Annotated in this window: 14 protein-coding genes and 1 pseudogene; 11 read left to right on the top strand and 4 right to left on the bottom strand. The window is 67.9% G+C overall.

Annotated features, from left to right (window positions below; genetic code table 11):
* Nucleotides 1-300: 300 nt before the first annotated feature.
* The 4 genes from ACTJJK_RS08125 (at nt 301) to ACTJJK_RS08110 (ending at nt 5215) form a co-directional block, all read left to right on the top strand.
* Nucleotides 301-2421, top strand: a complete 2121-nt coding sequence (locus ACTJJK_RS08125) for a TonB-dependent siderophore receptor (RefSeq protein WP_440729951.1) — start codon at nt 301-303, stop codon at nt 2419-2421.
* A gap of 231 nt (nt 2422-2652) precedes the next feature.
* Nucleotides 2653-3567 (top strand): cation diffusion facilitator family transporter, encoded by a 915-nt coding sequence (locus tag ACTJJK_RS08120; protein ID WP_031373315.1) that lies wholly within the window; start codon nt 2653-2655, stop codon nt 3565-3567.
* Between the two features lie 152 nt (nt 3568-3719).
* Complete coding sequence (locus tag ACTJJK_RS08115) at nt 3720-4727, top strand: YwqG family protein (protein WP_223621646.1); 1008 nt, start codon at nt 3720-3722, stop codon at nt 4725-4727.
* A complete protein-coding gene (locus ACTJJK_RS08110; RefSeq protein ID WP_223621647.1) occupies nt 4724-5215 on the top strand; it encodes a GNAT family N-acetyltransferase in 492 nt (163 codons plus the stop codon). Before ACTJJK_RS08115 ends, ACTJJK_RS08110 begins: the two co-directional genes overlap by 4 nt.
* A gap of 100 nt (nt 5216-5315) precedes the next feature.
* On the opposite strand, the gene ACTJJK_RS08105 is transcribed toward ACTJJK_RS08110, so the two are convergent.
* Together ACTJJK_RS08105 and ACTJJK_RS08100 are read right to left on the bottom strand one after the other, a co-directional pair.
* On the bottom strand, nt 5316-5522 hold the full coding sequence (locus tag ACTJJK_RS08105; protein ID WP_223621648.1) for a hypothetical protein: 207 nt from the start codon (nt 5520-5522) through the stop codon (nt 5316-5318).
* A 296-nt stretch (nt 5523-5818) separates the two neighbouring features.
* Nucleotides 5819-6679, bottom strand: coding sequence for a 23S rRNA (adenine(2030)-N(6))-methyltransferase RlmJ (locus tag ACTJJK_RS08100; RefSeq protein ID WP_036149339.1), 861 nt, complete (start codon nt 6677-6679; stop codon nt 5819-5821).
* Between the two features lie 222 nt (nt 6680-6901).
* Between ACTJJK_RS08100 and creB the strand changes: the two genes are divergently transcribed.
* From creB to ACTJJK_RS08075, 5 genes and pseudogenes are all read left to right on the top strand, one after another.
* The gene (gene creB, locus ACTJJK_RS08095; protein WP_031373320.1) at nt 6902-7576 is read left to right on the top strand and encodes a two-component system response regulator CreB; all 675 of its coding nucleotides are present in this window, start codon (nt 6902-6904) and stop codon (nt 7574-7576) included.
* Nucleotides 7577-7588: 12 nt separating this feature from the next.
* Nucleotides 7589-9031 carry a two-component system sensor histidine kinase CreC gene (creC, locus tag ACTJJK_RS08090; protein WP_031373321.1) on the top strand — a complete coding sequence of 481 codons (1443 nt, stop codon included), beginning with the start codon at nt 7589-7591 and terminating at the stop codon, nt 9029-9031.
* 121 nt (nt 9032-9152) lie between these two features.
* A pseudogene (gene creD, locus ACTJJK_RS08085) lies at nt 9153-10517 on the top strand (cell envelope integrity protein CreD); the annotation flags it as partial.
* Between the two features lie 380 nt (nt 10518-10897).
* Entirely contained in the window at nt 10898-11506 is a 609-nt protein-coding gene (locus ACTJJK_RS08080) for a GNAT family N-acetyltransferase (protein ID WP_223621650.1), read from the top strand.
* On the top strand, nt 11503-12390 hold the full coding sequence (locus tag ACTJJK_RS08075; RefSeq protein ID WP_440729950.1) for a carbon-nitrogen hydrolase family protein: 888 nt from the start codon (nt 11503-11505) through the stop codon (nt 12388-12390). Before ACTJJK_RS08080 ends, ACTJJK_RS08075 begins: the two co-directional genes overlap by 4 nt.
* 738 nt (nt 12391-13128) lie before the next feature.
* On the opposite strand, the gene ACTJJK_RS08070 is transcribed toward ACTJJK_RS08075, so the two are convergent.
* The gene (locus ACTJJK_RS08070; protein ID WP_036149833.1) at nt 13129-13680 is read right to left on the bottom strand and encodes a phosphatase PAP2 family protein; all 552 of its coding nucleotides are present in this window, start codon (nt 13678-13680) and stop codon (nt 13129-13131) included.
* Nucleotides 13677-14861, bottom strand: a complete 1185-nt coding sequence (locus tag ACTJJK_RS08065) for a glycosyltransferase family 4 protein (protein WP_440729949.1) — start codon at nt 14859-14861, stop codon at nt 13677-13679. The genes ACTJJK_RS08070 and ACTJJK_RS08065 overlap by 4 nt, the downstream gene beginning before the upstream one ends.
* Before the next feature lie 234 nt (nt 14862-15095).
* Here ACTJJK_RS08065 and ACTJJK_RS08060 point away from each other — a divergent pair, with 234 nt between their 5' ends.
* Both ACTJJK_RS08060 and mdoH read left to right on the top strand, forming a co-directional pair.
* Complete coding sequence (locus ACTJJK_RS08060) at nt 15096-16634, top strand: glucan biosynthesis protein (protein ID WP_031374191.1); 1539 nt, start codon at nt 15096-15098, stop codon at nt 16632-16634.
* Entirely contained in the window at nt 16631-18550 is a 1920-nt protein-coding gene (gene mdoH / locus ACTJJK_RS08055; RefSeq protein WP_051885435.1) for a glucans biosynthesis glucosyltransferase MdoH, read from the top strand. The genes ACTJJK_RS08060 and mdoH overlap by 4 nt, the downstream gene beginning before the upstream one ends.
* The last annotated feature ends 486 nt before the right edge of the window (nt 18551-19036 follow it).

The raw sequence follows: 19036 nt of genomic DNA, 5'->3' as shown, positions 1-19036 counted from the left end.
CACGGTCGAGAGGCGAAAGGCGGGGCCCTCGCGACAATGTGCCTGAGGTTACTTTTTCTTGACGCAGTCCATGCATGAAATGAGAATTGCTCGCATCATGCCGCCGACTCGCCGGCCTGACAACCGCCCCTGAGGCCAGCCAGACGCCCGCGCCGTTTCATGCCGCCGGGCTCAGCCAGATGCCCTCCTGCCGCCGCCCCCGACCGGACGATGCCTCGCCCGTGTCCGCGGCCGTGTAGCGCCTATGCGCAGGCGGCCGGGGCGCCGCCGATCCCTTCGCCCAGCTTCGGACTACCTCTGATGACGTTTTCGCATTCGCCGCGCCCGCTTCCGCCTCGTCCGCACCGTCTCGCCCGGGGGCTGCTGGTCGCGCTGACCACACTGACCGCGGGCACGGCCTTCGCCGACGACGCCGAGCGCGAGGCCAAGCGCCTGGACTCGGTGGTCGTGGTCGCCGACCGCGCCACCACTGCGACCAAGACCGATACGCGCCTGATCGAAACCCCGCAGGCGATCAGCGTGATCACCGCCGAACAGGCCGCCGACCGCGGCGTGCAGAACCTGCAGGAGACGCTGCGCTATTCCGCCGGCGCCTACAGCGAGGCCTACGGCCTGGACACGCGCAGCGACGGCTCGCTGGTGCGCGGCTTCTCGCCGGTGTCCTTCCTCGACGGCATGACCCGGCAGATCGGCTCCAGCCTGGTGCCGCGTCCGGAGGTCTACACGATGGAACGCGCCGAGCTGCTGCGCGGGCCCTCGTCGATGCTGTACGGTGCCGGCGGTTCCGGCGGCGTCCTCAACCTCGTCAGCAAGCGCCCGCAGTTCCAGAGCGCCGGCGAAATCGGCCTGAGCTACGGCACCCACCAGCGCAGGCAGTTGCAGTTCGACCTGGCCGGCCCGCTCAACGAGGCCGGCACCGTCGCCGGCCGCATCGTCGGCGTGGCGCGCGACGCGCAGCAACAGACCGACCGCATGCCCGACGACCGCCTGGTGCTGGCGCCTTCCTTGACCTGGCGCATTTCCGACGCGACCCAGCTGACCTTCCTTGGCCTGCTGCAGAAGGACGAGAGCGGATCGAGCCAACAGTTCCTGCCGGTGGTCGCGACCTTGCGCGCGGCGCCGGGCCGGCGCCTGCCGAACCATCGCCTGCTCGGCGAGCCCGATGCCGATCGCCTCGACAGCCGCCAGGCCCGTGCCACCGTGTTGCTCGAGCACGCCTTCTCCGATGCGCTGCGCTTCAACAGCAGCCTGCGCTACGCCAAGTCGCGCACCGACTTCACCGAGATCTATCCGGACGTCTACTCCAATCCGGCCAATCCCTTCATCGACGCGGAAGGACGGGTGCTGCCGCGCTCGGCCTACATCAGCAATCCGCGTATCGACACGCTGACGGTCGACAACAACGTCCAGGTCGATTTCGCCACCGGCGCTTTTCGCCATACCGTGCTCGCCGGCGTCGACTACCTGCGCTTCCGCCAGACCGCGATGACCGGCTTCGGTGCGACCACGCCGATCGACGCCTATGCGCCGGTCTACGGGAACTACGTGCTGCCCGGACTTGCGCCGCAGCCGCGTCAGGACCAGACCCAGGTCGGCGTCTACGTGCAGGACCAGATCCGCTGGGGCGAACGCGTCACGGCCGTGCTCGGCGCGCGCCGCGACCGTGCCCGCACCCAGGTCGGCGATCAGCCGCGCATCGAGGATTACGCCACCAGCTACCGCGCCGGCGCGATCGTCGATGCCGGCCGCGGCTTCTCGCCGTACTTGAGCTACAGCGAGTCGTTCCTGCCGATCGGCAGCCTGGATTTCTTCAGCCAGCCGTTCAAGCCGCAGGAAGGGCGCCAATACGAGATGGGCGTGAAATGGCAGCCGCGCGAGCAGACCCTGGTGACCCTGGCGGTGTACGACATCCGCGAAAAGAACCGCCAGACCAACGACCCGCAGAACGTGCTCAACTCGGTGCAGACCGGCGAGGTCGGTTCCAAGGGCGTCGAGCTCGAGGCCAGTCACACCCTGGGCAACGATTTCTACGTCACCGCGAGTTACAGCTATAACGAAGCCGAAGTGACGCGCAGCAACTTCGCCCCCGAGATCGACCGCCAGCTCGCCGACGTGCCGAAGGAACTCGCTTCGGTCTGGGGCGTGAAGCAGTTCGACTGGGGCGACAGCGGCCGCATCCGCCTGGGCGCCGGCGTGCGCCACGTCGGCTCGACCCTGTCGATCGGCGGCAACGGCAGCCTGCGCACGCCGGGCTACACCCTGGCCGATGCGCTGGTCTCCTTCGACCTGCCGCAGTGGTCGTTCACGCTCAACCTCACCAACCTGGCCGACAAGCAGTACTACGCACCGTGCCGGGCATTCGGCGACTGCTTCGCCGGCAACGGCCGCAACGTCACCGGCACGGTGACCTACCGGTTCTGAACCCCGGGCCGGTTCTGATTCTTGGCCGCGCGACCGCCAGGGTCGCGCGTTGGAGCGGCTTCCCCGCGAAGGCGGGGAGACCGCGCCCCGTCCCGCCGCAGGCGCGGGCCGAGGGCGACGAGGCCGGCCCGAACCGCGGCGCAGCGGCTTCGATGAGCCGGTTGCGGCCTCGCATCGGCCTTAATCGGCAATGTTAGACTTCGCCGCTGAACCTCAAGGAGCAACGTTGTCATGGCCGGTGGTGGCGATTCGACCCGCGCAATTCTGTTCGCACTTGGTGCCAATTTCGCCATCGCGGTATCCAAGGGCGTGGCGGCGTACTTCACCGGTTCCAGCGCCATGCTGGCCGAAACCGTGCACTCCCTGGCCGACTGCGGCAACCAGGGCCTGCTGATCCTGGGCCTGAAGCAATCCAAGCGGCCGCCGTCGCCGGACTATCCGCTCGGCTACGGCAAGGCCATCTATTTCTGGTCGTTCCTGGTCGCGGTGATGTTGTTCACCGTCGGCGGCATGTTCTCGCTGTACGAGGGCATCCACAAACTGCAGCACCCCGAACCGCTCAAGCAGTGGTGGTGGGCGGCCGGCGTGCTGACCTTCGGCATCGTCGCCGAGGCGGTATCGATGCGAGCCTGCCTGCAGGAAGTCGCCAAGGCCCGCGGCCAACGTTCGTTGTGGCAGTGGTTCCGCGAGAGCCGTCAGGCCGAACTGGTGGTGATCTTCGGCGAAGACCTGGCGGCGTTGCTCGGTCTGGTGGTGGCGCTCGGCGCGGTGCTGCTCGCGGTGGCGACCGGCAACCCGATCTGGGACGCCATCGGTACCATCTGCATCGGCGCGTTGTTGATCATCGTCGCGGTGTTCGTGGCGATCGAGGTCAAGGCGATGTTGATCGGCCAGAGCGTCGATCCGCAGCGCCAACAGCAGATCCGCGAGTTCCTCGACGGCCGCCCGGAAATCGCCCGCGTGATCAGCCTGATCACCTTGCAGCTCGGCAACGAGGTGATGGTTTCGGTGCAGGCGCAGATGCGCGAAGAGCAGAGCGTGGCGGCCCTGACCGACCAGATCAACACGGTCGAGCGGGCGATGAAGCAGGCCTTCCCGGAAGTGCGCTGGAGCTTCTTCGAGCCGGATTCGAAGTCCGGCGACTGAGCCGGCGGCAACCGCACGAGGCCGTGCCGGGACGATCACGATCAAGCCGGAAGCGTTCGCGCTTCCGGCTTTTTCTTGGCCGCGATCTTCGCCGTGGCCGTTCTCGGCGATACTCTGCGCAGGCGAGGCAGTCTAGGGACGGCAGGCAGGCGATGAAGACGGGAACCGCGGTTCTGTTGTCGATGGCGATCGTGATCGCCGGCATCGCCGCGACCGCCGGCGTGGGTTACGCGGTGTATCGCAATATCGAAGGCCAGGTCGAGAAGAGCGCGGCGCAGGCCAGGGCCGACGCCGGCCTGCCGGACAGCGGCGCGGAAGCGCCGGGTTGCGCCAAGGCCGACGACGACGCCCAGGCCAAGGCGGTGCTCGCGCCGGCCGACGAGGTCCTGCGCAAGACGCAACGGCCGGTGGCGCGGATCGAGTTGAGCGCCTTGGCGCGCGACGATACCGGCGTCAGCAAGATCGGCGGCCGGGCCTATTGGGCGGCCGGGCGCGACTATCCGCGCGACGGCAAGGGCCAGCCCTTGTTCCTGCTGGCCCAGGTCAATCTGGCCGAAGTGCCGAAGATGCCCGGCTACCCCGAGCGCGGCATGTTGCAGTTCTTCATCTCCGGCGACGATTACTACGGCGCTGCGCTCGACGACGCCCATGGCCAGGGCCGCATGGGCGCGCTTGCCAAGCAGACCGGCTTCCGCGTGATCTATTGGCCGGAACTGTCGGCCGCGGCGATCGCGCCGCCGAACGCGACGGCCGGGGCCGATTCGCTGCCGTTCGACCCGGCTAAACCGCAGCGCATGCGCTTCACCGCCGACCACGAGACCATCGGCGCCAACGACGCGCATTTCGAGCAGGCGCTGGAAGGCGGGGTCGAGCCGTTGATCGAGCGTTATCGCGGCGAGCATCCCGACGCGACCGAGGAAGAGCTGCAGGATGCGCTCAGCGAGTATCTGTCGCGTTCCGGCCACAAGCTCGGCGGCTATCCCGACTTCACCCAGAGCGACCCGCGAGAATCCTCGGACCGGCGCGTGCTGCTGTTCCAGCTCGACAGCGACGACGCGCTGATGTGGGGCGATTCGGGCATCGCCAACTTCTTCATCGACCCCGACGACCTCGCCCGCGCCGATTTCAGCCGCGTCTCCTATCACTGGGACTGCTATTGAGCGCGCCCGGCCTGCGCCGCTATCGGGTCGAGGATCGCGCCGCCTGCCTGGCCTTGTTCGACGGCAACATGCCGGAGTATTTCGCCGCGGTCGAACGCGATGAATTCATCGAGACCCTCGACGAGGTCGACGATGGGATCGTTGGTTATTGGGTGATCGAACTCGAAGGCGAGGGCATCGTCGCCTGCGGCGGTTATGCGGCCACCGACGAGGACGCCAGCATCGCGGTGCTGTTCTGGGGCATGGTCCGCCGCGACCTGCACCGGCGCGGGCTCGGCGAGCGCCTGTTGCTGGAGCGCCTGCGCCGCATCGATGCCGACCCGGCGTTCGCCGCGACCGTACTCGAGACCACCCAGCACAGTCGCGCCTTCTACGCCCGCCATGGCTTCCAGGCGGTGCGCGAACAACGCAACGGTATCGCCCTGGGCTTGGACCTGGTCGATATGCGCCGGCCGCGTGCCGGCGCCGGGCCGAACGGTGTGGGCTGAGCTCCCGCGGCTCGCTCGGGCGATGGCTGCCCAGGCCGCTGGGTAAGGCCGAAGACCGGAGAGAGCGGGCTCTCCCCGGTCGTGCCGCGATCGCGATCGATCAGGGCAGGATGCAGCCGCAGCGGCGATAGCACTGCGAGTAGGTCACGTAGCACTGGGTGCCGCCGTTGTTCTCGCAGTTGGTCAGTGCGGTCTCGCAGCCGAGCCGGCAGGTGTTGTTGCAGCCGGCGGCGCCGGCGCTCGACGCCATGCCGATGCCGAACGCGAACGCGCAGATCGCAAGGAACGAAATCTTCTTCCTGGACATTCGAACTCCCTCTCCTTTCGCCCTTCAGTGGGCCCGGGAGTGATACGCCGGGATCCAGGCGCGTCGCAAGCGGCCAATCGCGGCCAGGCGGGCACGACGGCGAACGACGCCGCCGTCGATTCGGCCGGGTTTTACCGAAGTTTCGGCGCTTGCCGGCCAGCGTTCGCCGCCCGCGCTCGGCGGGCGGCGATGCGGCGAATGCAATCGCAGGTGGTCATCGAAAGCCAGCGCGCCTCGGCGTCTCGCTGCATTGCAGCGAGGTATTGCAGGGAGCTTGCGCGTTGCTTCGAGGTGCCTCAGTCGGCTTGCTTGAGCCAGGTCACCGCCGCCGATGCGTCCGCCGTTTCGGCCAGCGTGCGTGCCAGCACCGACAGTGCGGCCTGCAGTGTCTGGTCGAACTGCCACGGCGGATTGAGCAGCAGCAGGCCGCTGCCGTTCATGCGCAGCGGCGAATCGTCGGCGCGCACCAGCAGCTCGGCGGTCAGGATCGACTTGGCCGGCAAGGTCGCGGCGCGGCGGTAGAACGGCTGCAGGGCGCGGCGGCGCTTGATCGGGTACCACAGCACGTAACAGCCCTGCGGCCAGCGGGCGAGGGCGTCGCGCAGCGCGCCGAGGGCGGTGTCGAATTCTTCGAGCTGGGCCTCGTAGGGCGGGTCGATCAGGACCAGGCCGCGGTTGTAGCGGGTCGCGCCGATCTTCGGAGGCAACATGGCCTTCATCGCCGCGTAGCCGTCGCGCGCGTGCACCGCGATGCGTGGATCGGCCTTGAAGTGGTGCTCCAACTGGCTCGCCTCTTCCGGCTGCAACTCGCAGGCGGCGATGCGGTCGTCCTCGCGCAAGGCATGCGCAAGCAGCCAGGGCGAGCCGGGATAGGCCGAGGGGCCGTGCTCGTTGCGGCAGGCGCGCACCGCGGCCAGGTAACGGGTAATGGCGGCCTGTTTCGGCGCCTCGGCCAGCAACCGGCCGATGCCGCCCTCGGCTTCGCCGGTACGCAGCGCCGAATTGCCGTCGAGCGGATACAGGCCGCGCCCGGCATGGGTATCCAGGGCGAACAGCGGTGCGGGCTTGACGGTCAGGGCATCGCACAGGGCCAGCAGGGCGACGTGCTTGAGCACATCGGCGTGATTGCCGGCATGGAAGGCGTGGCGATAGTTCATTGAGGCCGTGATTCGGGATTCGGGAGAGGGGATTCGGAGAGAAGACGCGCCGGCATTGGGGACCCAGTGGCGTGGCAGCGACGGGCATGACGCCGGGGGGCATTATGGGGCCATAGCCGTCGCGGCGTTTTCCGGGGGCGGCAGCCGGAGGCCCGGCAAGGCATCATGGGCGGCATAACTGCGTTACCGACTCCCTAATTCCGACTCCCGATTCCCGGTCCTATGCGCATCCTGCTCGTCGAAGACGAATCCGCCATTGCCGACACCGTGCTCTATGCCTTGCGCGCCGAAGGTTTCGAGGCGGTGCACTGCCTGACCGGCGGCGAAGCCCTGCGCGAGGCCGCGCGCGTGGCCTTCGACCTGGCCGTGCTCGACATCGGCCTGCCCGACATCGGCGGCTTCGCCCTGTGCCGCGAGCTGCGCCGTGGGCGCGATCTGCCGGTGATCTTCCTGACCGCGCAGAACGCCGAGGCCGACCGCATCCTCGGCCTGGAGATCGGCGCCGACGACTATGTCACCAAGCCGTTCTCGCCGCGCGAGCTGGCCACGCGCGTGCGCGTGGTGCTGCGGCGCGCGCGCGGCGGCGCGGCCGAGACCGCGGCGGTCGAGGACGGTTTCGTGCACGACCTGGAGGGCAAGCGCATCCGTTACCGCGGCCAGGCCCTGGACCTGACCCGCTACGAATACGGCCTGCTCGCCGCTCTGTTGCAGCGCCCCGGCGCGGTGTTGTCGCGCGCGCAGCTGATGGACCGGGTCTGGGGCGACGCCCTCGACAGCGGCGACCGCACCGTCGACACCCACATCAAGACCTTGCGCGCCAAGCTGCGCGACGTCGCCGCCGACCGCGACCCCATCCGCACCCATCGCGGCCTGGGCTATTCGCTAGAAGCCTCGTAAGCGGGCGCCCCGATGCGGATCGGCCTGCGGATCTTCCTGGGGTATTTCCTGATCGTGGCGGTGGCCGCGTTGCTGCTGGCGCGGGTGTTCGTCGCCGAGGTCAAGCCGGGCGTGCGCCAGGCCATGGAAGACACCCTGGTCGATACCGCCAACGTGCTGGCCGAGCTGGCCACCGACGATTTCGTCGCCGGCCGCATCAACCAGGGCGATTTCGCCAAGCGCGTGCGCGCGCTCGGCCAGCGCGACGTCGGCGCGGCGATCTGGGGCTTCCGCAAGCGCGCGGCGAACTACCGCGTCTACATCACCGATGCGCGCGGCATCGTCGTGTTCGACAGCAGCGGCCAGGACGTCGGCCAGGACTACTCGCGCTGGAACGACGTTTATCTGACCCTGCGCGGGCGCTACGGCGCGCGTTCCAGCGCGACCGACCCCGGTCACCCGGAAACCACGATCATGCACGTGGCCGCGCCGATCCGCGCCGACAACGGCCAGGTCATCGGCTCGTTGACGGTGGCCAAGCCGAACAGCGCCATCGCCCCCTTCATCGCCCGCAGCCAGACCGTGGTGACGCGCTGGGGCTTCGTGCTGATGGGCGCGGCGCTGGCGATCGGCCTGGGCGTGTCGTGGTGGCTGTCGCGCCAGATCGGCCTGCTGCGCCGTTATGCGCATGCGGTCACCGCCGGCGATCGCGCCACGCCGCCGCGCGCGGCCGGCGAATTCGGCGAGCTGGGGCGCGCGCTGGAGACCATGCGCACGCGCCTGGAAGGCAAGCAGTACGTCGAGCAATACGTGCACACCCTGACCCACGAGATGAAGAGCCCGCTCGCGGCGATCCGCGGCAGCGCCGAACTGCTCGAATCGCCGCCCGGCGATGCGCCGATGCCGGACGCCGACCGCGCCCGTTTCGCCGCCAGCATCCGCGGCCAGGCCGAGCGCCTGGCGCAGATGATCGACAAATTGCTGGCACTGGCCGCGGTCGAACATCGCCAGCGCCTGGAGCGGCCCGAGCCGGTGGCGCTGGCGGCGATCGTGCGCGAGGCGTTGGAGCAATGCACGCAGCGCCTGGACCGTTCCGGCGCCAAGCTGCTGCTCGACCTGGAGCCGAATCTTCCGCCGGTGCGGGGCGACGCCTTCCTGCTGCGCCAGGCGCTGATCAATCTGATCGACAACGCCGCCGATTTCTCGCCGCGCGGCGGCGAGATCGTGCTGCGCCTGCAACGCGAAGGCGAGTGCCAGCGCGTCGACATCAGCGACCGCGGCCCCGGCATTCCCGACTATGCCTTGAGTCGCGTGTTCGAGCGTTTCTATTCGTTGCCGCGTCCGTCCGGCGGCAGCCGCAGCAGCGGCCTGGGCCTGTGCTTCGTCGCCGAGGTGGCGTCCTTGCACGGCGGCGAAACCGAATTGGTCAACCGCGAAGAGGGCGGCGCCCGCGCCAGCCTGATCGTGCGCGGCTGAGCCCGCCAGGGCGCCCGAACGGCGCTTCACCATTGCTTCACCGATAGCACACGCGTGCGCCATCGCGCCCCCGCACAGGCGGCGCAACCTGCCGTCCAACGTTGCGGACAGGGAGTACGACATGCGTGTGTGGTTGAAGATGCTGATGGTGCTGGGGATGACCCTGGCGATACTGATTCCGCTGCTGATGATCGGCGGCGTGATCGATGAGAGACAGACGTACCGCGCCCAGGCGGTGGCCCGCATTGCGCGCAGCTATGCCGGTGCGCAGGCGTTCTCGGGGCCGGCCCTGGTAGTGCCGTACGAAGATTCCTGGATCGAGACGGAAAAAGATCTCGACGGCACGGTCAAGCGCGTCCAGCGCCGCGAGCAGGGTCGCTGGACCTTCTTCCCGAACAAGCTCGACGTCGAAGGCGAGATCACCCCGAAGGTGCGTCAGCTCGGCCTGCACAAGGTCCGGGTCTACGAATGGAAGGGCAAGGCCAAGGCCGACTTCGCCGCGACCATTCCGGCCGATCCGGTGCTGAGCGCGGATCAGGTCGAATCCGGTCGGCGCCGGGTGATCGGCCGTCCCTGGTTGAGCTATGCCTTCGCCGACGTGCGCGGCCTGCGTAATCCCAAATTGCGCCTGGACGGCGCCGAGACCACGATCGAGGACGGCCTCGGCGCGCGCGACGGCGGCGGCATCCATGCGCGTCTGGCGGCGCCGGCGCCGGGCAGCGCGCTGCGCCTGCAGACCGACCTCGACTTCGCCCTGGGCGGTACCGAGTCGCTGGCGCTGGTGCCCCTGGGCAAGAACAACCGCTTCGCCCTCAGCTCCACCTGGCCGCACCCGAACTACGGCGGCAGCTTCCCGCCGCATTCGGACGATATCGGCGACCAGGGCTTCCGCGCCGAGTGGCAGGTCTCTTCGGTGGCGACCAATGCCCAACGCCAGTACCTGGCCGGTTCGATCCTGCCGACGGTGGCGGTGGCCGGCGACGACGAAATCGGCAACAAGCCCGGCGGCGACATCAACGCGGTCCAGGTGACTCTGAAAGACCCGGTCAACGTCTACTCGCAGGCCGATCGGGCGACCAAGTACGGCTTGCTGTTCGTGCTGCTGACCTTCGTCGGTTTCTTCATGTTCGAGTTGATGAAGCAACTGCGCATCCACCCGATCCAGTACGGCCTGGTCGGCCTGGCCCTGGCGATCTTCTTCCTGCTGCTGGTCAGCCTGAGCGAACACTTCGCCTTCGGCCTGGCCTATCTGGCCGCGAGCGTGGCTTGCATCGGCCTGCTGGTGTTCTATCTGAGTGCGGTCTTGCGCAGTCTCGTTCGCGCCTTGGGGTTCGGTGCCATGCTGACGACGCTTTACGGTGCCCTGTACGGCCTGCTGATCTCGGAGGACAACGCGCTGGTGCTGGGTGCCGGCCTGCTGTTCCTGATCCTGGCGGTGTTGATGATGGTGACGCGCAAGGTCGACTGGTACCAGCTCGGCGGTTCGTCGCCGAAGCGTGTGCCGGATCCGCCGAAGGCCGAGGCCCTGCGTACCCCGGTGGCCCAGGCCGCGGGCAACCCGCCGGACCTGCCGCCCCACCGCGGCGAGTAAGCGAGCGATGCGGCGCGGCGGCGGGCAGGGACGCCCGCCGCCGCGTCGTTTTGCCATCGGGATAACCTTGCTTGGCGCACACTGCGACCAACGACGGAGATGCTGGGTGTTCGCGCAGGAGATGCCGGGCTTTGGAACCTCCCATCTAAGCGTAAGAACCGGCGGCCGTCGTTCCCGCGCAGGCGGGCTCGGCTGCTTTACTTCGGCGGAGCCGAACACGCAGGGCTCTACCGCAGCATGACTCTGAAGTTTCACGCCTTCACCAAGATGCCCATATGAATACCCCGATGCCCGAGATCCATACCTACAGCGGTGCCGAGATCACGCCTTACCTGGATGCCATCGCTGCCCTGCGCATGAGCGTGTTCCGCGACTGGCCGTATCTCTACGACGGCGATGTCGCTTACGAGGCGAACTACTTGCGGACCTATCGAGAGTCCTGGCGCAGCATCGCGGTGTTGGCCTTCGACGGCGGCCGCATCGTCGGCGCTTCGACCGGCTTGCCGATGGCCGACGAAACCCCCGAGCTGCGCGTCGCTTTCGAAGGCGGTCCGATCGATATCGAGCAGGTGTTCTATTGCGGCGAGTCGGTGTTGCTGCCCGAATACCGGGGGCGCGGCATCGGCCATCGCTTCTTCGACGAGCGCCAGGCCCATGCGCGCGGGCTCGATGGATTCCGCTGGACCGCGTTCTGCGCGGTCGAACGCGACGCCAGCGACGGCCGAAAACCGGCGTTCCATCGCGGCAACGAGGAATTCTGGAGAAAACGCGGCTACGTCCATCGCCCGGAGCTGCAGGTCTCGCTGCCATGGCGTGAGCTCGGACGCGGCGAATGCCCGCATACCTTGAGCTTCTGGCTGCGCCCCCTGGAACGCGTGCAATGAGGGTGGCGGTCGCGAAGTACACGATCGGCGCGCCGCGCAGCTTCGCCGAATTCGCCGACAAGCAGGCCAAGTGGCTCAGCGAAGCGCGCGCCAGCGGCGCCGAAGTGGCGGTGCTGCCGGAGTATCTGGCGCTGGAACTCGGCGCGACTTTCGGCGCGGCGACCCAGGGCGACCTGCATGCCTCCCTGGTCGCCATCCAGGCCTATCGCCAGGCCTGGCTGGACCTGTTCGGCCTGCTCGCGCGCGAACTGCACCTGCACGTGGTCGCCGGCAGTTTCCTGCTCGATCTGGGACAGGGGCGTTACCGCAACCGCAGCGACGCCTTCGCCCCCGACGGCGGGCGCCTGTGGCAGGACAAGCTGCAACTGACCGGCTTCGAGAAACAGGCCGGCGTGATCGAAGCCGGCGATGCGCTCAAGACCTTCGAGATCGGCACCCAGCGCGCCGGCATCGCGGTCTGCTACGACATCGAGTTCCCGCTGCCGGTGCGGGCGCAATGCGAAGCCGGCGCACGCCTGTTGCTGGCGCCGAGTTGCACCGACACCGAGGCCGGCGCGACGCGCGTGCGGGTCGGTTGCCTGGCGCGCGCCTTGGAGAACCGCAGCTTCGTCGCCCAGGCGGTGACCGCCGGCGAGGCCTTGTGGAGCCCGGCCCTGGACACCAACACCGGCGAGGCGGCGATCTATGCGCCGATGGACGTGGGCCTGCCGGCCGACGGCGTCCTGGCGCAGACCCGCGCGGGCCAGCGCTGGGCCTATGCCGACTTGGATTTCGCCGCGCTCGAAGCGAGCCGTGTACGGGCGCAGGTGGCGAACGATCGCGATTGGATGGGGCAGGGTGCGCCGGCGATTGCGCGGGCGAGGGTGGAGGGGTGGGGACGGTAGATGGGGTTCCGTCGGCCGGTTTTGCTCTTGGCCCTTGGCTTCAGCCCTTGCTAGCACGCTTCAGCTTTCGCTTTTCATGCTTCGGATTTTGCTGTGCGTCGCACCGCACTCGCGAAGGCAATCGAAGACCCGGAGGGCGGCGCGCAGGGATGCGCGCCGTTTTTCATCGGGACATGGATGTCCCGTATAAAAAATCCCTGCGTCGGCATCGCTCGTGCGGGCTTGTGATTCAAAGCAAAAGCATTTTTCTTTGGTGACTTTCTTTTGTTGCTTTAGACAAAACAAAGTTACCCGCCGCTTTAGTGGCGGAAGCTCTTAGCGTTTGATCTTGATCTTGCTGATCGAGAAGCCACAAGCAAGAGCAGAGCTTCCGTCCGCTCACGCGGCCGGGTTACTTTCTTTTGCTAAGCCCAAAAGTCCGTCTGGATTCCCTTCGGTCAAAGGTAACCAAAGAAAAGGGCTCTCCTTGCAAGGGCACAGGCCACGAGTGCGCAGCTAGCGCCGGGATTTTCCGATAAGACGTCCCTGTCTTATCGGAAAACGCCGCACGTCCTGTGCGGCGCCCTCCGGGTCTCCACTTGACCGGCAGAGCGGCAAAGCAGATCAAAATCTCGGCAACGGCAACGGCAACGGCAACGGCAACGGCGCCATCGATCGCGAGATCTGGTAGCCAACGCCGGTAACCGAGCGAACGCAGTCGCGGCTCACGCCGCTCCTACAGGGGGGGATTCATTAGCTTCAACCGAACAACGAAACCCCCGGCACCAGCCACAGCGAAAACCCGGCCAGGCTCGATCCGATCACCGTCGCGGCCAGCACGTCGCTGGGGTAATGCAAGCCCAGCACCACGCGCGAGGCGGCGACGCTCGCGGTGAAGGGGATCAGCAACCACGCCAGCATCGGGTAATGCGCCATCGCCACCAGGCTGAAGGCCACCGCGTGCAGGGTGTGGCCGGAGGGGAAACTGAACTCGTCCAGCGGCGCCACCCAGGCGTGGATGCGCTGGTCGGAGGCGAACGGGCGCGGGCGGCGGGTCCAGCGCTTGAGCAGTTTGTACAGCGCCAGCGCGATCACTCCGGTCGCAGCCAGATGCGCCGAGGCGCGCAGGCCGTCGTAGCCGTCGGCCAGGATCAGCGCGGCCATCAGCGCGTACCAGAACATCCCGTCGCCGAGGCGGCTGACCGCGGCGAAATAGGCGCGCGAGCCGCTGCGTTCGCCGAGGCGATTGGCGCGCAGGCACCAGCCGGACTCGCCGGCGATCAGACGTTTTCGCAACGGCAGCCGGTTCATACGACCTCCTGGGTCGGTTTGCTTTCGTCGTTGATGCGGCGGGTCGTGCGGTTGTGCGGATTGCGATCGGCCAGGCCGTGCAACAGGGCATCGAAATCGGCCGCGACCTGTTCCGGGCGCAGGCCGCTGATCGCCTCGCGGCCTGCGCGGGACATTCCCGCGCGCAAGGCATCCTCGCTGCCGATGCGCACCGCCGCGGCGACGAAGCCGGCGTCGTCGCCGTCGGCGACGGCCGCGCCGTGGACGCCGTCGCGCAGGTGTTCGTGGGCGGCGCCGTAGTCGAAGGCGACCGTCGGCACGCCGCTGGCCATGGCTTCCAGGGTGACGTTGCCGAAGGTCTCGCTGTGGCTCGGAAACAGGAACAGGTCGCCGCTGGCGAAATGCTCGGCCAGGGTCTCGCCGCGTTTGAGCCCGCAGAAGATGAAATCCGGGTTGTCGCGCTGCAGCTTCTCCCGCGCCGGCCCGTCGCCGACCCAAACGAAGCGCGCCTCGGGGCGCATCTGCTGCAACGAGCGGAACGCGCGCACGGCCAGTTCGAGGTTCTTCTCCGCGGCGATGCGGCCGACGTAGATCGCAGCCAGGCCGTTCTCGTCCAGGCCCCATTCGCGGCGCAGCTCGGCGCGGCGGCGGCTGGGGTCGAACAATACGGTGTCGACCGCGCGCGGCAGCCGCACCACGTCCTCGAAACCCTGGCTGCGCAGGAACTCGACGAGTTCGCGGGTGGGCACCAGGGTGGCGTCGGCGCAGTTGTGGAAGCGGCGCATCCAGCGCAGGGCGGTGCCGACCAGGAACGGTGCGCCGTAGTCGCGCATGTACTCGTCGAAGCGGGTGTGGAAACCGGTCGCGGCGGGGATGCGCAGGCGCCGGGCTGCGCGCAGCGCCGACCAGCCGAGGGGGCCTTCGGTGGCAACGTAGACCGCATCGGGGCGATGCGCGCTCCAGGCCTGGGTCAGGCGGGCGGCGCAGGGCAGGCCGAAGCGCAGGCCCGGGTAGCGCGGCAGCGGCAGGCCCTTGACCAGCAACTCGTGGGCGGCGCCGTCCTGGGCTTCGCCGTGCTGGCGCGGACGGACCAGGCCGACCTCGTGGCCACGCGCACGCAGACCCTGCTCCAGACCCTGTACGGTCAGGGCCACGCCGTTGATTTCCGGCGGATAGGTCTCGGTGACGATCGCGTAGCGCATGCGCGGCTCCCGGTTTGGGCAAGCCTGGGCGCGATCCATGTCCCGGCCGTGGCGGGGCGATGACAGGGCGGTGACGCGGTCGGAGTGGCCGCGTTCATGTGACGCAATCGGCATTTCGCCGTGCGTTTGGAGCTGAAAACCCGCGAGTCAATGCCGTCGTGCAAGGGCCATGTTCCGGAGTGTTAACAACCTGATCCCTACAATCGCCCGGTTTACCCCCTCCGAAGGTGGCGTGTGCACCGACGCGAATTGATCAAGGCCGGGCTGTCCCTGCCGTTGGCCGGCCTGGCCGGGGGCGGGCTGCCGTGGTCGGCGCTGGCCGCGACCGGCCCCGGGCGGGCTTTCGACGCGGCCACGGTGCCGGGCTTGGCGCGCGCGCTGGCGGCCAAGCCCTATCGGCCGGCCGATGCCGACCTGCCCGAGGCGCTGGCGCGGATCAAGTACGACACCTACCGCGATATCCGTTTCGATCCCAAGCAGGCCTTGTGGAAAGCCGAGGGACTGCCGTTCCAGTTGCAGTTTTTCCATCGCGCGTTCTTGTTCAAGCATCGGGTCGACATTCACCGCGTGCACGGCGGCGTCGCCACGCCGGTGGTGTATCGGCCGCAGATGTTCGGCTTCGGCAGCGCGCCGAAGCCGACCCAGGACGACCTGGGTTTCGCCGGCTTCCGCGTGCATGCGCCGATCAACCGCGGCGACTACTTCGACGAGGTCTGCGCCTTCCTCGGCGCGAGTTATTTCCGCGCGGTCGCCAAGGACCTGCTGTACGGGCTGTCGGCGCGCGGCCTGGCGCTGAATACCGGCGCCGGCAACAGCGAAGAGTTTCCGGTGTTCACCGGCTTCTGGATCGAACAGCCTGCGGCGGGGGCCAAGCAGATCGTCGTGCACGCGCTGATGGACAGCCCGAGCGTGGCCGGGGCGATGCGTTTCGCGATCACGCCAGGCACCGAGACGGTGTTCGACACGCAGTTGCGTCTGTACCCGCGTGTCGTCCTCGACCGGGTCGGCATCGCGCCTTTGACCAGCATGTATCACTTCGACGCTACCGATCGCGTCGGCGTGGACGACTTCCGCCCGGCGGTGCACGACTCCGATGGCCTGGCCCTGCACAACGGCGCCGGCGAACAGATCTGGCGCCCGCTGCGCAATCCCAAGACCCTGCAGGAAAGCGCGTTCCAGGACCGTCGCCCGCGCGCGTTCGGCCTGATGCAGCGCAAGCGCGGCTTCGCCGATTACGCCGACAGCGAGGCGCACTACGAGCGCCGCCCGAGTCTGTGGGTCGAGCCCGTGGGCGATTGGGGCGAGGGCGCGGTGCATCTGATCGAAATCCCGACCGGCGACGAGTATCACGACAACATCGTCGCCTTCTGGCGGCCGCGCGCGCCGCTCGCGGCCGGGCGCGAACATCGCTACGACTACCGCCTGCACTGGTGCGCGAAACACGCCTGGAAGCCGGCGCAGGCGACGGTGAGCCGTACCCGGATCGGCGCCGGCAACATCGGCGCCGGCAACGGTGCGGCGCGGCGGATCGTCATCGACCTCGATGGCGGACGCCTGAGCCAGCTCGCCGCCGACGCCAAACCGCGCGCGGTGGTCTGGGCCTCGGCCGGGCGCATCGTCAACGCGATCGCCCATCCCAACACCGGCACCGGCGGCTGGCGAATGTCGTTCGAACTCGAACCGGGCACTGCCCGCTCGGTCGAGTTGCGCGCGGTGCTCGAAGACGGCGACGGCCCCCTTTCCGAAACCTGGCTTTATCGTTGGACTGCATGAACTCAACCGTCGCTCCCCCGCAACGACCCCTCTCCGTGCCGTTCGAAGCGCTGCCCCCGGAATCGCCCCTGACGATGCCGGTGCAATCGCTGAGCAGCGGCGAACGTTCCGGCAACGCCCTGCCGAGCGAGCCGAAGGGCATGGCCCTGCGCCGCCTGTACGTGATCGGCGGCGCCGCGCTGCTGACTCTGGTCGCGGCCTATCACATCCTGCGCGTGCTCTACGTCGGCGGACTGAACCTGCTCGAAGGCGTGCTGTTGCTGCTGTTCGTGGCGCTGTTCGCCTGGATCGCGCTGGCCTTCACCAGCTCGCTGGCTGGGTTCGCCCTGATCCTGTCGCGGCGGCGCTGGCGCCTGGGCCTGAAGCAGGGCGGCGAATTGCCGGCGCTCGGCGAACGCACCGCTCTGTTGGTGCCGACCTACAACGAAGATCCCGAGCGGCTGATGGCCGGCCTGCAGGCGATCTACGAATCGGTGGCCGCCACCGGCCAGCTCGATCGTTTCGATTTCTTCATCCTCAGCGACACCACCAAGGAACCGATCCGCCAGGCCGAGATCCGCGCCTTCCATTCCTTGCGCGAACGCACCGGCGGCCAGCAGCGCATCTTCTATCGCCGGCGCAAGAACAACGCCGAACGCAAGGCCGGCAACATCGCCGAGTGGGTGCGCCGTTTCGGCGCCGCCTATCCGCAGATGCTGATCCTCGACGCCGACAGCCTGATGACCGGGGAGGTCATCGTGAAGTTGTCGAGCGCGATGGAACGCCACCCCGACGTCGCGCTGATCCAGACGCTGCCGATGATCGTCAACGGCCAAACCCTGTTCGCGCGCATGCAGCAGTTCGCCGGGCGCGTCTACGGCCCGGTGATCGCCTACGGCATCGCCTGGTGGCACGGCGCCGAGAGCAACTACTGGGGCCATAACGCGATCATCCGCACCCGCGCCTTCGCCGAGCACGCCGGCCTGCCGGAACTGCGCGGCCGCAAGCCCTTCGGCGGCACGGTGTTGAGTCACGATTTCGTCGAGGCCGCCCTGATGCGTCGCGGCGGCTGGGCCCTGCACATGCTACCGGGCCTGGTCGGCAGCTATGAAGAAGGCCCGCCCTCGCTGACCGACATGCTGGTGCGCGACCGCCGCTGGTGCCAGGGCAATCTGCAGCACACCGCGGTGCTGCCGGCGAAAGGCCTGCACTGGATCAGCCGCATGCACCTGCTGATGGGCATCGGTCATTACTTCACCGCGCCGATGTGGGCGGTGATGATGCTGATCGGCTTGGCGATTCCGCTCGACAAGGCCGGCTTCTTCAACTGGGAAAGCGCGCGCCTGCCCGGCTTCTCGCCGGGCGATTACTGGCGCGACCAGGACCCCCAGCGCGCGCTGTGGGTGTTCGTGGCGACGATGGCGGTATTGCTGACGCCGAAGGTGATGGGTTTCATCACCATGCTGCTCGACGGCAACACCCGGCGCGGCTGCGGCGGTGCGATCCGAGCGTTCTTCAGCATGATCCTGGAGACCCTGCTGGCGGCGTTGATGGCGCCGATCACGATGTACGTGCAGTCGCGCGGCGTCGCCGAGGTGCTGTCGGGCAAGGACTCGGGTTGGGAATCGCAGCGTCGCGACGACGGCAGCCTGCCGTTGTCGGGATTGATCCGCAGTTACGGCGGCCTGACTCTGTTCGGCCTGCTGATCGGCGCGATGGCCTATGTGGTGTCGCCGCCGCTGGCGGCGTGGATGTCGCCGGTGATCATCGGCCTGGTGGTGTCGATTCCGGTGGTGGCGCTGACCTCGGCGCGCGGGCCCGGGCTATGGCTGCGGCGGATCGGGATCTTCCGTATTCCAGAAGAGATCACCCCACCGCCGGTGTTGGTGAGGGCGAAGCAATTGCGGGCCGAGGCGGCGCAGCGGACGACGGGTTGATCGCTACTCTGCTTCCGCATTCGCCGTAGTGCATATGTAGGAGCGGCGTGAGCCGCGACTGCGGTGCTTCGGTCTTGCGGCGCATCGTTCAAGAAAGATCTAGATCAAACGCTAAAAGCTTCCGCCACTAAAGCGGCGGGTTACTTTCTTTTGTCATAAGCAACAAAAGTCCGTCTGGATTCCCTTCGGTCAAAGGTAACCAAAGAAGTTGCTTTTCTTTGAATCAATGGCCCGCACGAGCGATGCACGCGCGGGGATTTTTCATGCGGGACATCCCTGTCCCGATGAAAAACGGCGCGCATCCCTGCGCGCCGCCCTCCGGGTCTTCTTTTGCCTTCGCTAGTTCGAGACGACGCACCGCAATAGCCAAGGCCAAAGCCAAAGGGAGGGGCGACGCCATCAGCGGATCATCGCCGCCCTAATTCACGGTCGCGGTTTGTGACCGAAGGAAATCCAGTAGGACGCCGCTCCTACCCTGCGCTAGAG

The sequence above is a fragment of the Lysobacter sp. 22409 genome (assembly GCF_052045105.1).
GTDB classification, from domain to species: Bacteria; Pseudomonadota; Gammaproteobacteria; order Xanthomonadales; family Xanthomonadaceae; genus Lysobacter; species Lysobacter antibioticus_B.
The sequence above is the reverse complement of the archived record's forward strand: the minus strand, read 5'-3'. Positions and strand labels throughout refer to the sequence as shown.